This window comes from Devosia algicola (assembly GCF_028816455.1).
In the GTDB taxonomy this organism is placed as follows: Bacteria; Pseudomonadota; Alphaproteobacteria; order Rhizobiales; family Devosiaceae; genus Devosia; species Devosia algicola.
This window is the reverse complement of sequence record NZ_CP118246.1, coordinates 1592584-1606229: the sequence shown is the minus strand read 5'-3', so window position 1 is coordinate 1606229 and position 13646 is coordinate 1592584. Positions and strand designations below refer to the sequence as shown.

The window sequence follows — 13646 nt, the reverse complement described above, 5'->3', positions numbered from 1 at the left end:
GGTTACGCGGCGCTCTCAGCCAGGAGCGCTGCCATTTCTTCAGATTTGATGGGGCGGGAAAACAGATAGCCCTGTCCCAACACACAGCCCATGTCGCGCAGGGCGATAGCATGATGTTCGTGCTCTATCCCTTCCGCGACGGTGTTTTTTCCTAGACTATTGGCGAGGTCGACAATGGTCTTGACCAAAGTCATGCCGGTTTCGTCTTGATCCATGTTCCGCACAAAGCTCTGGTCGACTTTGAGGGTTTCGAATGGCAAGTCCTTGAGATAGCTCAGGGACGAATAGCCGGTGCCGAAATCATCGAGGGCCACCCCAACCCCCATATCGGCGAGTGTTGCGAATATCTCGAGTGTTCGTGCGGCGGCGCTGGCCATGCTGCTTTCAGTGATTTCGAGCTTCAAGCGGTTGGCGGGCAGGTTTGATGCTTTGAGCGCCGCGTCCACGATCCGGGGCAGGTCGGTCAACGCCATCTGAACGGCCGAGACATTGACCGAAATGCGACCCTGCCAATCCCAACTGTTGGCAGTGGTGCAGGCCTGATGGAGAACCCAGGAACCCAATTCGACAATCAGGCCGGTTTCCTCGGCCAGCGGTATGAACTGATCGGGCGGGATATTGCCAAATTCGGGATGCTGCCAGCGCAGCAGGGCTTCGGCGCCGACAATCCGGCGTGACCTCAAATCCACCAATGGCTGATAAGCGACCCAAAGCTGGCCATTGTCCAGCGCCTGACGCAGGGCCAAATCCAGGGTACGGCGTCGATCCAGCGCCGCCTTGTCGGTGGCGATAAAGGCGCCGATGCTGGAGGGGGCGGATGCAGCCTTGATCAGGGCAATTTCAGCATGGTTCATGAGGGTCGCCGGATCGTCGGCGCCTGCCGCGTACGCGCAGGCGACATCGACATGCACATTCTGTTGCTCAACCAGATAGGTTCGCGACAAAGCGCTGGAGAGCCGCTGGCAAAGCGTCTGGGCGCTGCTATTGCCATCTGTTGGCGCGGTGAGCGCAAAGGTATCCGGCGCGACATAGCCAATTGGTCCCAGATCGAACTTTTTGAGGTCCTGGGCGATGGCAACCAACGTCTGGTTGGCCACCCGATGGCCGACAGAGGCGCGCAGAATGTCCATTCGATTGATGTGGACCAGCACAATGGTGGCCAATGTTGGCGCATTGTCGAGTTCGGCGAGAAAACCACGGCGCGTCAAGGTGCCGGTGGTGACATCATTGGTGGCCAGATAGGCCAGCCGCTGCAGCGCCTGTTGGCGACCTTGATATTGAAACAATGCCTCGTTGGCGACCGCCAGCCCCATAAAGATGAGCATGGCGAGGTGAAACACGCTGGAATCGAGCATAATCGCGCAATAGCGATATGACAGGAAGGCGGCAAGTTCCCAGCCGAGCATCAGCGTCAGCGCCAATAAAGCGAGCATGGTAATCGACAGTCGCGAGCGCAACGCCACCGCCAAAAGCGCAAAAAACAAGGCGGCAAGTGCTGCGGGAACAGCGCCGGGATAGGACACGGTACGACCGGCGCGGAGGGTTTCGACGCCCAGCGCTTGGAGCAGGGGGCCGGAGACGATGCCAAAACGGGGTATCTGGAAAAAATCGCGCAATTCGATGGCGCTGCCGCCAACGATAATTTGCCGACCCTGAATATTTACCGGGTCGACGCGCCCGTTCAGCGCGTCAACAAAGGAGACGCGCTCAATGCTATCGGCGTCTATGCCAAAATCGATATTGATCAGGTCTGGCCTCGATAGCGGGACTTGCGTGAACTTTGCCGGCAGGGACGGGATCGTCGCCTCGGGGGTGACGGCATAGGATGGAAAGGCCAGGGCCTGACCGTTCTGATCCAGAACGACGTTGACGAGGACCGGATCGGCCTGACGGCGAAAATCGGGTTGTGGCATGGTCAGGGTCAGACCGCTGCCGGCACTATCGAATTGCTGAAAGGCGGCGAGAAAAGCATAGCCGCCGGCCCGTTCCAGCGCGGCGGCGAAGGCCTTGTCCTCATCGGGCGCACTGGGATTGGAAAAATCAATATCGAAGGCCACCTCGTCGGCGCCGTCGGCCATCAGGCGATCCAACAGATCAGCGTAGAGGTGGCGCGGCCAGGGCCACACGCCGACATCGGCCAGGCTTTTGCTGTCAATTTCAACGACCAGCGTCTTTTGGCTGGCATGGGCGTTGGACGAAGCGAACCGCATGTCGGCCATGATGCGGTCGAACGAGCGGAAGGCGCCGAACTGAGCGAGCGCAAACAACACGATGACAGTCGCGGTCACAGCGAACAGGCGAACGGCGCTATGCATACAAGCCCCCAAATTGGATGCCGATTGTGGCAGCGCAAACCTGATACCGGGTTAATGTTTTTGGGGTGCGGGCAGGCCGGAGGCGACAATTTTAGGCGCCGGATCGGGTGACCGCGAGATGGTCACAACCTGACCATGATGATGCCATGTCCGGCCCGGTTTGCCGCCTGAATCGGCGTTTACGTGGTGCTAACCCTAATAGGACACAATCATAATCGTCGGCATTTTAGTCTCACTTTGCCGATTGAGTGATTTTGTTGCGTTGAGTTGAGTAGCATTCATGGTCCATCCACACCCACCGGTGGCGCGCAGGCGCGTCGGTAGAGCGGCACGCCGGAAGTCCAATTTCGGCAGAAACCTGATGATGGGCCTGGTTGCCGTGGCAACCTATGCAAGCCTGACCGGGGCGGCAGTCGGGCCGAACCCGGACCCTGCCAGCCAGACAATGGCGGTGGCACAAACCCCAAGCCAGCCGAGCCTTCATTATGTCGGCACGGATCCGGTCATTACCGGTTCGGTGAGCAATCTGTTCAGTTCGGGTGGTTTTGCCGGTCCCAATCGGGCCAACAAGACTGACAGGGTACGCCCTCAAGTTGATGTGTTGTCGGTGGCGCGCAGTTTTGAGCAGACCAGACTGCGGCTGGCGGCACTCCGCCTCGGCCCTGCTGATCCCAAGATTTTGGGGCAGAACCGCGTGGCTGACGCCGGGCGCGGCAAGCTCGTGGAGCCTGAGGGGCCGCGCATTTCGGTAGCCTCGATTGACCCAACCAGTAGCGGCGCGCTGGACGCCATTGCGGCGTTGGCGCCGACTGAGAACGCGCCATCGCCCGCCTCGGCATCGGCAAAACTGGCCTATGCGCGGGCGAGTGCGCCGGTGACAGGTGATTTTACAACCACAGACAAAGTGACGGTTTCGGACAAGCAATTATGGTGCTTGTCGACGGCGATCTATTTTGAGGCCCGGGGCGAAAGCTATCGCGGGCAGGTGGCGGTCGCCCAAGTGGTGATGAACCGCACCAAGACCGATCTTTATCCGAGCACCATTTGCGGGGTGGTGTTCCAGAACCAGTCGCGCCGCAATGCCTGCCAGTTCTCATTTGCCTGCGACGGCATTCCCGAGCGGATTACCGAGGCCAAGGCCTGGAGCCAGGCGCAGGATATTGCTCGCAAGGTTGTTGATGGCGAATTGTATCTGACCGAAGTGGCGGACGCGACGCACTATCACGCCACCTATGTCCGCCCCGACTGGGCCCGCCGCATGCAGCGGGTAACCCAGGTGGGCATGCATGTGTTTTATAAATTCAAGCACGGTTGGCTGTTCGGGTAGGCGTGGGAAGCAGTATGTTTGAGGGGCTGATCCTACCCCTGTGGAATGGCCGCATATGACTCCGTTGAAAACAATGCCGATCATTGGACAATCCGCCGAATATTGCCATGGTAGAGCAAGCTAACGATGGTTTGTGTCCGAGTATGGAAATCAGAAAGGCGATACACGCAGATGCGGTAGCGGGCACTCGCGTGTTGCGACGCTCTATTTCCGAACTATGCACGGCAGACCACGGTGGAGACAAGGAGGCGATAGCTGCCTGGTGCGCAAACAAGACGCCCGAAATGTGGATGTTGTGGATTGATCAGGAAGCGACCGAACCCTATGTCGCTGTAGATGCGGGCAGCATCGTAGGCGTCGGAATGCTCGGACGAACTGGAGAGATAATGCTGAACTATGTCTCACCCGACTCCCGGTGGCGCGGGGTCAGCAAAGCGATGCTGACACATATGGAGACCGAGGCTCGGACTAAACATCTGTGGCAATGCACCTTGGCAAGCACCAAGACAGCCCGCGCCTTCTATAATGCTGCCGGTTATGTCCCCACTGGAATCGGCGATGAACTAGTCAAGAAATTCATCACCTAAGTGACGGCGTTCTAGCCGTCTCGCCCGAAAGCCACCAGACTGAAACTACCCCCTTTCCGGCGTTTGCTGTTGTTTGGTCCCGGATACCGAGCATCGGAAATGTTGTCCATTGCATGGACTGTGACCGCCCATTGGCGCAGAGTTTAGGCTAGTTTGAGCGCCAATCTATTTCGGGGAGCCGCTTGCGATGGCTGTTACCAGAATTATTGCCAATCTCACCGCGCCGGACCCGGCGGCATTGGCGAAATTTTACCAGAGGGTTTTCGGGCTCGACCAGGATTTTTTTTGATATGGGGTGGATTGCTTTTTTGAGCCTGGAGGTGACTCAGAAAATTGAACTGCACACCGCGTCTGAAGGCGGCTCGGGCACCGAATTGCCGGTGATTTCAATCGGCGTGGACAATCTCGATGCAACCGAGGCCGCAGTTCGCGCGGCGGGGGGAATGGTGGTTTACGGGCCGGTCACGGAAAGCTGGGGACTGCGCCGGTTCCATTTCCGCGATCCGGCGGGCAATCTGGTCAATGTCGTCGACAGCTAGACGCTGTCAGCTGGTGCCAAGGGGATGCGTTAGAAGGCCCGGCTGACGTGCAGCCCCGTGGCGCCGGACGTCAGGGGGCGGTGCGGGGTGGTGTCAGTGCGCCCGCTTCGCGCATACCTATCCGCTTGGCCGCATAGGCCAGAACGACAGACGCGAGGATGCACCAGGCGGCCATCCATAGCATCTGATGTGGCAGGGAAATGTTCAGCATCTATCAACGCCCCGGTGATACCTGGCCCCAGTGCAGAAGCCAGCACGCCGCCCGAAACGACGATGGCGCGAATGCCGCCAAGATTGGCGAGACCATAGACTTCGGGCCAGAGGGCACCCAGCAGTGTTGAGGTGAAACCGTTGCTCACCCCCAAAAGCAGCATGAAGGCATAAACGCCCCACACCGGCTCGACCAGCCCGACAGCCAGAGAGGCAACAGCAAGTGGCAGAAGAACAATCGGCAGCAGCTTGAGCGACCCGAACCGGTCAACCAGATGGCCGCAAACCAAACCGAAAACAACCGTGGTTACGGACATGATGGGAAAGCCGATGGCGAACGCCAATGGATCATAGCCGCGAAGGGCGACCAGATAGCCTTGGTGAAACAGGATAGAGGTGCCGATGAATGCAGGCGCCAACGTGCCTGAAAGCAGCAGATAGAGCATAGGATCGCGGAGCACTTCGCTTCGTGTCCAGTCTCGTGCGGTGCGCTCTGGCAGGACCTTCGGATCGGTCGATCTTGGTGTGCGTTCCACCCGAATGAGTGTGATGATAACCGGCAGACCAACCAGTAACACCAGCGCCGCTGACAGGTACCAACTGATCCGCCAGTCGCCGGTCATCACCGCTGCCAGCACGACGAGCGCTGGTAGCAGCGCCGAGCCAGCCTGCTGACCAATGACGACCAGCGCCATGGCCCGACCGCGGTTGGCAACGAACCAGCGCCCGGTCTCGGTAAAGGCGGTCTCAGTCATCATTCCCTGCCCGAATAGACGCAGCAGATAAAGTGCGGCGGTCAACAGCAACAGGTTCGGCGCTATCGCGAGCAAAACGCAGGCAAACGCCAATGCCGGCATGGTAAACCGCACGACCTTCCAGCCGGGCATCACATCGAGCGAGCGACCGAGCCAAGGCAGTGTTGCCGCACTGGCCAGCGTGGCAAGCATATAGATGCCGCCAAACGCGCCACCCGAAAGCCCGAAGGTGTCGCGCAGATCATTGCCCGACAGGCCAATAAAGAAGGTTTGTCCGAAGGACGAAAACAGGGTGAGAAGAAAACCGCCGCTGATCCAGCGGGCGTTTTCGCGATAAAAATGGACATTGCTACGAAGGAAATCAAACATGTTTCTGCTGTAAACGGTTTGGGACGCAACCGGAACCCGGCAGCGGACGACATTGGTATGGTTTGCTGAATTGCGCGGCGATGTCTGCCGTCATTGACCCCGGGGGCGAGACACCCGTCTCGAACGCCAGCAGATGTCAGTGTGCTTCGCGCTCTGCTATCCGTTCAGCCGCTTCCGAAAGAAGACGACGCGTTGGGTTTCCTCGAAGCCAAGAGACAGGTGAAGCTGTTGGCTGGCGTGGTTGTCCAGCGAGGTATCCGACGCAAATTCGGGGCAGCCTAACTGTCGCCCCCAGTCTTCTACAGTGTTGCAGAGCGCTTTGGCTACTCCCTGCCGGCGAACGGCGGGGGCAACGTATATCCCTTCCAGAAAAGCCACTGGCGATGATTCGCACCCGTTAACGTAGTCACGACGCACGCTTGCTTCGGCGAACCCAACCACCTCACCCTCAACGATCGCCATAAAGGCGATGGCAGCCTGGGTGCCATGGAGAAAGATGCGTTCAATGTCGCGCTGATGTTCCGCGGGCTCCGCACTCGGCCATAAGGCGGTTCGCAACCGTGACCATGAACTAACATGGTCTAAGCTGGCAGGTTCGATGATCATGGCATCTTCCACACGTCGTGCATAAATCAGATTTATGCGCCAGAAACGTCAGCGGGCAAGCCCAATAGCTTGCACAGTGCAAATTCAGGTGCGCATCGGCGCACCGATCAGGTCTGATATACAATTGGGTAAGGCTGGCGACGGCTGCTTTCTACCAATTGTGACCAATAGCCGCCCGTCCTACTCGAATGGCGGCGGATACGTTGGAAATTTTCTGGCGCGGGTCAGCAGGTGGTGGCGTTGGCGGTGAAGATGCAGGTCAGGCCTGAATTGGCGCTGATGATCTTGCCGGCGGCGGTATTGAGATAGGTAATTGAATTGCCTTGGGCGAGGGGCAGGCTGAGCCAGCCGTTGCTGCCGCTCCAGGTGAAAAGCGTTGCCTGTGCGGCAGTGTTGACGCGGTCAACCTTGATGCCGGGATATTTCACATGGGGCGACAGCAACGCTTCGCTGGAATAGGTGCCCGACGACGTGGTGGAAATATCGACATAGCTCACCCGGCCATATTCGACCTTTTTGATCCGGACCTGCTTTTGCGGCTCTGTCGAGACGCTGTCGTCATAGTGGACTGAATAGTCGCGCCCGTCGACATGGAGCAGTTTGGATGTGTCGATGCCGCTGGCGAAGCCGTCGGCGAGGGCGGTTGAGATGAAACCCGGGCCAATGGCGGACAATGCCGTGGTGCAGATGGCACCAAGGGTGAGGCCGAGCAGCAGATGACGCGTGGGCATTGACATGGTGATTGTCCCGAAATGGCGCAAAGGGCGACAAAGTCTTAAGGCTTTATCAACCATGATTGTTGCGCGCGGGGCAAAGTTTACCTGATGTTAAGGTTAATGTTCACAGGGCGTCCAGTTTGGCGCTGAGGCTATCGAAAGTGGTGACGAACCGGTCATGGGCCTCGCGCGTCGGGCAGGGGCGGATCAGGCGATCAAACTGGTCGAGATCAAATTCGGGCACACTGGGGGTGCCGAACAGGCGCCGCGCCTCGGGCGGTTCGAACCCGGCAAGATGGACCGCTTCGAAATAGGCCGCTTCCCGATCGGCTTTCTTGATCTGTTTGACCAGCGTGGCCGGGGGCACAGCGGAAAGCGAAAAACGAACATGAATGGCGCCGAGCAGGCGGTTTTCCACTTCCTTGTAATTGCCGCCCATCGCCGCTTTGAAGGGGGAAATGATGTCGCCCATGACATATTCGGGCGCATCGTGGAGCAAGGCATGTAGCGCGCCGGCGGCGGTGGCGAAAGGATTGTGGTTCTGGAACAGGTCGAGCACCAGGATGGAGTGCTGGGCCACCGAATAGGGATAATCGCCCTGTGTCTGGCCGTTCCAGCGGGCGACACGGGCCAAGCCATGGGCAATATCGCTGAGTTCAACATCAAGCGGGGAGGGATCGAGAATATCGAGCCGCCGACCCGACAACATGCGTTGCCAGGCGCGGGTTTTTTCGCGTGCCACAATCAGCCCCCTATCACTGCGCTGCTGGAGATTGAGGCTAAAGCGCGGGCGGCGATTCGCCAAATGGCTTTGGTGGGCGAGGGGTTACCCGACCGGCTTCCCGGTCGGATAAAGCCTAGAAGTGACCCTTGGCACCGACATTGGCAGAGACGGTGAAGGCGTTGGTGGTGGAATAACCGGCTTCGACCCCGGCGGTGAAGTTGATACCGTTATAGGCGTTAAAGGCAGTGTCGAGACCGACAAAGCCACGTGCTTCGCTGGTATTGGTGCTGCCCGCGAGCGTCAGGCCAGTGCCCAGCAGATTGGCGGTGATGGCGTCGCCTCGGGTGAAAATGCCATCAACACCAGCGCGAACCGAGGTATTGTGATCGCCATTTTCAGTGTGGCGGGTGTCGAGCGCTGCATTGACCTGAGCCCGCACTTCAAACACATGGGTGTTTTGATTGCCAATTGTCAGATTGGCGATCGAGCCGGTTTCGCTATAGCCGTTCTGGAACAGACCCGCATAGCGCAGGCGCAGGCTGGGGGTGATGACCATGCCCTTGACCTGCTGGTCGATCCCGACGGTAACCGAGGGGCTGATGAAGAAGCCATTGAAATTGGCGCTGGCGGTATCAACGCCGCCGGGAGCCAGATTGTTGAGCACCTGCCGGTTGCTGTTGTTGAGCATGACGCCACCGGTAACGGCGAATTTGGCGAACAGGGCTTGCACCCGCTGATCGAGATAGGCACCGCCAAACAGGCTGGTGCTGTCGATGCGGGTGGCGGTGCCCTGAGGGCGGCCGGTTGCCGCACCAACAAAGACGCCTGCAGTGGTGTTGGGCGCCAATGATCCATCCAGACCGGCAATGACGCCGCCCTGTACATAATCGCTATTGCCCTGATGACGATAGCCGCCAAAGACGTCGCTCCACCAGGCCAGACCGTTGGCGGTGGGCTGGCCAGCGATGGCCATGACGGCAGCCGCGTTAGTGGCCTGATTGTCGTTGCTGGCGGCATAGCCAAGAGCCGAGGACGGGCCGGTGCCGCCGCTGGCCGGGGAGGCTGTGTGATTATCAATCACATCGGCAATGGCGCGGGTGCTTTGGGTCAGCATGGTGCTGGCGCCATCAAAGCCGGTGGGATCGACCAGCGCCACAATATTGCCGCTGACCACATAGGGCTGGCCATTGGTATTGATGGTTGTCGGCATGCCGGTCAGGGTAAAGGCAGCATTGGCAAAGCCGGGACCGATATCAAGGGTTGCCGTGCCGGGATCACTAAATGCGATGCCGCCCTGAATGAGGGTGCCGGGCAGCAGGTTCAGCGTGCCATTGTTGCTGTCAAATCTGACGGCATTGGACTGCTGGCTGATGAGCGTGCCGCTATTGGTGACGGTGGCGTTGAGGTCGGTGGCATCAATGCTCATGGCGTTGAAGCCCGTCGCTTTGATGGTGCCGCTATTGGTAATGGTGACAGTGTCGCGGTTGGAACGGATGCCGGCGGCGTTGTCGCCGGAGGTGCTGATGGCGCCGCTATTGGCGACGGTGGCGGTGCTGCCGTAGGCATAAATTCCACTGGCGGCCTTTCCGGTCGTATTGACGGTGCCGTTATTGGTGATAACCGAGTTGCTACCGGCGGAATAGAGGCCCAAGGCGCCGATGCCGGACGTATTGACGGTGCCATTATTGACAATGGTGGCGGTGGCGCCGTTGGAATAGACGCCCAAGGCGCTATCGCCTGAGATGCTGATGGTGCCGTTATTGGTGATGTTGGCGGTAACGCCGGCGGAAAAAATGGCGTAGGCGTTATCGCCCGCGGTGCTGATGGTGCCGCTATTGGTGATGGTGGCGGCGGGGCCGTTGGAATAGATGGCGTTGGCGTACTGGCCCAAGGTGCTGATGGTGCCACTATTGGTGATGCTGGCAGTGACGCCGGCGGAAACAATGCCGGCGGCGTTATTGCCCGCAGTGTTGATGGCGCCACTATTGGTGATGGTGGCGGTGGCGGCGGTACCGCTGGAATAAATGCCGTGGGCGGCGGCGCCCGAGGTGCTGATGGTGCCGCTATTGCTGATGGTGGCGGTGGCGCCGCTGGAATAGATGCCGTTGGCGCTGTTGCCGGACGTATTGACGGTGCCACTGTTGGTGATGGTGGCGGTGGCGCCGCTGGATGAAATGCCGTAGGTGGCGGCGCCCGAGGTGCTGATGGTGCCGCTATTGGTGGTTGACTGGCCAGTACTGAGCATTAGGAGAGCGGGGTTAGCGCCGGTTGCAAGGGTGCCGCCCGCCTCGATCGTACCGGTGTCGTTGGGATCGCTGAGGGTCTGCGTGGTGGTTTCGGTTTGGCCGTTGATGATGGTGAAACTGGCGGCCAGCGCGGTGGCGGTGAGCAATAGCGGCAGGATTGCGGTGCCGATTAACAAATTGCGCTTGGACAGAACCATTGTGCGTAACCCTTAAAATGCAGCGACCAAGGGCGGCGTACCAATTGCCAGCCTGCCCCCAAGCGGCCCAAAACAAAATCAAATAATTTCTTATATAATCATTAGTATGCAAAACCGCTGACATTGCAATAGATGCGGCTAAAATGAGGCGAGAAAGGTAAATGGGTGCGGCCTAAAGATTAAGCGTCGACGGCGAGACTATTTATCTGATTTCTATAGTTTTTTTGAACAGGCGCGTACTGGCGCGGCAAATTAATGCCAAACGCGCCAGCAGCGGTTGGATCAAAATTCGTCGATGCGTGGCGATTAAGCAACAGTATATTGGTGTTGTTTTTCAGAAATCTGAAGAGGTTAATGCCGATATCGGGATCAATACTGCAATATTGGGCGAGTCCGCCCGTAAACTATTGTTCGGCGGCGATGTTTTGGCTGGCGTTATATTTAGCAACGAAGCTGCCCGACCGGTTTTCCGGTCGGGTCTGAATGCTTTAGAAGCGGCCTTTGGCACCGATATTGGCGGAGACGGTGAAAGCGTTGGTGGTGGAATAACCGGCTTCCACCCCGGCGGTGAAGTTGACACCGTTATAGGCATTAAAGGCAGTGTCGAGGCCGACAAAGCCGCGTGCCTCGCTGGTATTGGTGCTGCCGGCCAGGGTGAGGCCAGTGCCCAGCAGATTGGCGGTGATCGCGTCGCCTCGGGTGAAAATGCCATCAACACCGGCGCGCACCGAGGTATTGATATCGCCATTTTCGGTGTGGCGGGTGTCGAGCGCGGCATTGAGTTGGGCGCGCACTTCAAGCACGTGGGTGTTTTGATTGCCAATTGTCAGATTGGCGATCGAGCCGGTTTCGCTATAGCCGTTCTGGAACAGACCGGCATAGCGCAGGCGCAGGCTGGGGGTGATGACCATGCCCTTGACCTGCTGGTCGATCCCGACGGTAACCGAGGGGCTGATGAAGAAGCCGTTGAAATTGGCGCTGGCTGTATCAAAACCACCGGGGGCCAGATTGTTGAGCACCTGCCGGTTGCGGTTGTTGAGCATGACGCCACCGGTAACGGCGAATTTGGCGAACATGGCTTGCACCCGCTGATCGAGATAGGCACCGCCAAACAGGCTGGTGCTGTCGGTGCGGGTGGCGGTGCCCTGAGGGCGGCCGGTTGCCGCACCAACAAAGACGCCTGCAGTGGTGTTGGGCGCCAATGATCCATCCAGGCCGGCAATGACGCCGCCCTGCACATAATCGCGATTGCCCTGATGACGATAGCCGCCAAAGACGTCGCTCCACCAGGCCAGACCATTGGCGGTGGGCTGGCCAGCGCTGGCCATGGTGGCGGTTGCGCTGGTGGCCTGATTGCCGTTGCTGGCGGCATAGCCAAGAGCCGAGGACGGGCCGGTGCCGCCGCTGGCCGGGGAGGCGCTGTGACTATCAATCACATCGGCAATGGCGCGGGTGCTTTGGGTCAGCATGGTGCTGGCGCCATCAAAGCCGGTGGGATTGACCAGCGCCACAATATTGCCGCTAACGACATAGGGCTGGCCATTGGTATTGATGGTTGTCGGCATGCCGGTCAGGGTAAAGGCGGCATTGGCAAAGCCGGGACCGATATTGAGGGTGGCCGTGGCGGGCTGCTCAAAGGTCATGCCGCCCTGAATGAGCGTGCCGGGCAGCAGGTTCAGCGTGCCATTTGCGGACCCAAAATGGAACGCGTCGCTTTGCTGGCTAATGACGGTGCCGCTATTGGTGACCGTGGCGGTCACGCTTCCGTCTGCATCGATGCCGATGGCGTCGACGCCAGTCGTGCTGATCGTGCCGGTATTAATGACTGTGGTGTTGGCAGAACCCTTGGTGCTGACATCGATGCCGTGGGCTCCCTCGCCGGTGGTGCTGATGCTGCCACTGTTGGTGATACTGGCGGAATTGCCGGTATAGATGCCTCTAGCAGATTGACCCGCAGTGCTGATGCTGCCGCTATTGGTGATGGCGGCGTTGGCGCCCGAGGAATTGATGCCGTAGCCATACTTGCCGGTGGCGTTGATGCGGCCACTGTTGGTGATGCTGGCTGTGGGGCCCTCGGAATTGATGCCGATGGCATCCTCGCCGGTGGTGTTGACGGAGCCACTATTGGTGATGGTGGCGTTCAGGCCATCGGCATAGAAGCCGTAGGCATCCTCGCCCGCAGTGCTGATGCTGCCGCTATTGGTGATGGTGGCGTTCAGGCCATCGGAATAAATGCCGTAGGCATAACTGCGCGCAGTGCTGATGGTGCCGCTATTGGTGATGCTGGCGGTGTCGCCGGAGGAATCGATGCCGCGGGCACTGTTGCCGGTGGTGTTAATGGCGCCGCTATTGGTGATGCTGGCGGTGTCGCCCTCGGAACGGATGCCGTAGGCATCCTCGCCGGTGGTGCTAATGCTGCCGCTATTTGTGATGCTGGCAGTGGCGTCGGTGGAATAAATGCCGCTGGCATCGTCGCGCGTGGTTCTGATGGTGCCGCTGTTGCTGATAGTGGCCGTGGCACCGTTGGAAGCAATGCCGAAAGCGGAGTTGCCTTTGGTGCTGATGGTGCCACTATTGGTGATGCTGGCGGCGAGGGCGCTGGAATAAATGCCGCCACTGCTGTCGCCGGTGGTGGCGATAGTGCCGCTATTGGTGATACGGGCGGTGGCGCCGCGGGAGTAAATACCGAAGGCGTTTTCGCCCGTGATGCTGATGCTGCCACCATTAGTGATGGTGGCGGCGGAACCGCTGGAATATATGCCGTCGGCGTTTCGACCCGTGGTGCTGATGCTGCCACTATTGGTGGTGGACTGGCCAGTATTGGACATTTGGACAGCGGGGTTGTTAATACCCGTGGTGCTGACGGTGCCGCCAGACTCGATTGTTCCGGTGTCGTTGGGATCGCTCAGGGTCTGCTGCGTGGTTTCGGTTTGACCATTGCTGATGGTAAAACTGGCGGCCAGCGCTGTGGCGGTGAGCAGCATGGGCAAGATTGCAGCGCCAGCGAACAAATTGCGCTTGGACAGAACCATTGTGTAACCTTTAAAATGCAGCG

Annotated in this window: 11 protein-coding genes; 4 read left to right on the top strand and 7 right to left on the bottom strand. The window is 59.0% G+C overall.

Annotated elements, in window-relative coordinates:
- Positions 1 to 2: 2 nt before the first annotated feature.
- Positions 3 to 2315, bottom strand: a complete 2313-nt coding sequence (locus PSQ19_RS08545) for a putative bifunctional diguanylate cyclase/phosphodiesterase (RefSeq protein ID WP_282220427.1) — start codon at positions 2313 to 2315, stop codon at positions 3 to 5.
- A 361-nt stretch (positions 2316 to 2676) separates the two neighbouring features.
- Between PSQ19_RS08545 and PSQ19_RS08540 the strand changes: the two genes are divergently transcribed.
- The 4 genes from PSQ19_RS08540 to PSQ19_RS08530 all read left to right on the top strand — a co-directional run bounded on the left by PSQ19_RS08540 (position 2677) and on the right by PSQ19_RS08530 (position 4768).
- Positions 2677 to 3642 (top strand): cell wall hydrolase, encoded by a 966-nt coding sequence (locus PSQ19_RS08540; protein ID WP_282220426.1) that lies wholly within the window; start codon positions 2677 to 2679, stop codon positions 3640 to 3642.
- Positions 3643 to 3785: 143 nt separating this feature from the next.
- Complete coding sequence (locus tag PSQ19_RS08535; protein ID WP_282220425.1) at positions 3786 to 4229, top strand: GNAT family N-acetyltransferase; 444 nt, start codon at positions 3786 to 3788, stop codon at positions 4227 to 4229.
- A gap of 187 nt (positions 4230 to 4416) precedes the next feature.
- A complete protein-coding gene (locus PSQ19_RS19805; RefSeq protein WP_407649121.1) occupies positions 4417 to 4518 on the top strand; it encodes a VOC family protein in 102 nt (33 codons plus the stop codon).
- Between the two features lie 31 nt (positions 4519 to 4549).
- Positions 4550 to 4768 carry a VOC family protein gene (locus PSQ19_RS08530; RefSeq protein WP_282220424.1) on the top strand — a complete coding sequence of 73 codons (219 nt, stop codon included), beginning with the start codon at positions 4550 to 4552 and terminating at the stop codon, positions 4766 to 4768.
- A 29-nt stretch (positions 4769 to 4797) separates the two neighbouring features.
- Here PSQ19_RS08530 and PSQ19_RS08525 read toward each other — a convergent pair whose 3' ends face one another.
- The 6 genes from PSQ19_RS08525 to PSQ19_RS08500 form a co-directional block, all read right to left on the bottom strand.
- Positions 4798 to 6102: an MFS transporter gene (locus PSQ19_RS08525; protein WP_328517750.1), complete on the bottom strand. Its 1305-nt coding sequence runs from the start codon at positions 6100 to 6102 to the stop codon at positions 4798 to 4800.
- 156 nt (positions 6103 to 6258) lie between these two features.
- A complete protein-coding gene (aac(6'), locus tag PSQ19_RS08520; RefSeq protein ID WP_407649147.1) occupies positions 6259 to 6705 on the bottom strand; it encodes an aminoglycoside 6'-N-acetyltransferase in 447 nt (148 codons plus the stop codon).
- A gap of 227 nt (positions 6706 to 6932) precedes the next feature.
- Positions 6933 to 7445, bottom strand: a complete 513-nt coding sequence (locus PSQ19_RS08515; protein WP_282220422.1) for a hypothetical protein — start codon at positions 7443 to 7445, stop codon at positions 6933 to 6935.
- 103 nt (positions 7446 to 7548) lie between these two features.
- Positions 7549 to 8133, bottom strand: coding sequence for an HD family hydrolase (locus PSQ19_RS08510; RefSeq protein WP_282220650.1), 585 nt, complete (start codon positions 8131 to 8133; stop codon positions 7549 to 7551).
- Positions 8134 to 8281: 148 nt separating this feature from the next.
- The gene (locus tag PSQ19_RS08505; RefSeq protein WP_282220421.1) at positions 8282 to 10591 is read right to left on the bottom strand and encodes an autotransporter outer membrane beta-barrel domain-containing protein; all 2310 of its coding nucleotides are present in this window, start codon (positions 10589 to 10591) and stop codon (positions 8282 to 8284) included.
- Between the two features lie 488 nt (positions 10592 to 11079).
- Positions 11080 to 13623, bottom strand: a complete 2544-nt coding sequence (locus PSQ19_RS08500; protein WP_282220420.1) for an autotransporter outer membrane beta-barrel domain-containing protein — start codon at positions 13621 to 13623, stop codon at positions 11080 to 11082.
- Between the last annotated feature and the right edge of the window lie 23 nt (positions 13624 to 13646).

Coding starts and splice junctions, on each gene's coding strand:
- PSQ19_RS08545 (WP_282220427.1), bottom strand. CDS start 2,315: ATGCATAGCGCCGTTCGCCTGTTCGCTGTGACCGCGACTGTCATCGTG.
- PSQ19_RS08540 (WP_282220426.1), top strand. CDS start 2,677: ATGATGGGCCTGGTTGCCGTGGCAACCTATGCAAGCCTGACCGGGGCG.
- PSQ19_RS08535 (WP_282220425.1), top strand. CDS start 3,786: ATGGAAATCAGAAAGGCGATACACGCAGATGCGGTAGCGGGCACTCGC.
- PSQ19_RS19805 (WP_407649121.1), top strand. CDS start 4,417: ATGGCTGTTACCAGAATTATTGCCAATCTCACCGCGCCGGACCCGGCG.
- PSQ19_RS08525 (WP_328517750.1), bottom strand. CDS start 6,102: ATGTTTGATTTCCTTCGTAGCAATGTCCATTTTTATCGCGAAAACGCC.
- PSQ19_RS08515 (WP_282220422.1), bottom strand. CDS start 7,445: ATGTCAATGCCCACGCGTCATCTGCTGCTCGGCCTCACCCTTGGTGCC.
- PSQ19_RS08510 (WP_282220650.1), bottom strand. CDS start 8,133: ATGTTGTCGGGTCGGCGGCTCGATATTCTCGATCCCTCCCCGCTTGAT.
- PSQ19_RS08505 (WP_282220421.1), bottom strand. CDS start 10,591: ATGGTTCTGTCCAAGCGCAATTTGTTAATCGGCACCGCAATCCTGCCG.
- PSQ19_RS08500 (WP_282220420.1), bottom strand. CDS start 13,623: ATGGTTCTGTCCAAGCGCAATTTGTTCGCTGGCGCTGCAATCTTGCCC.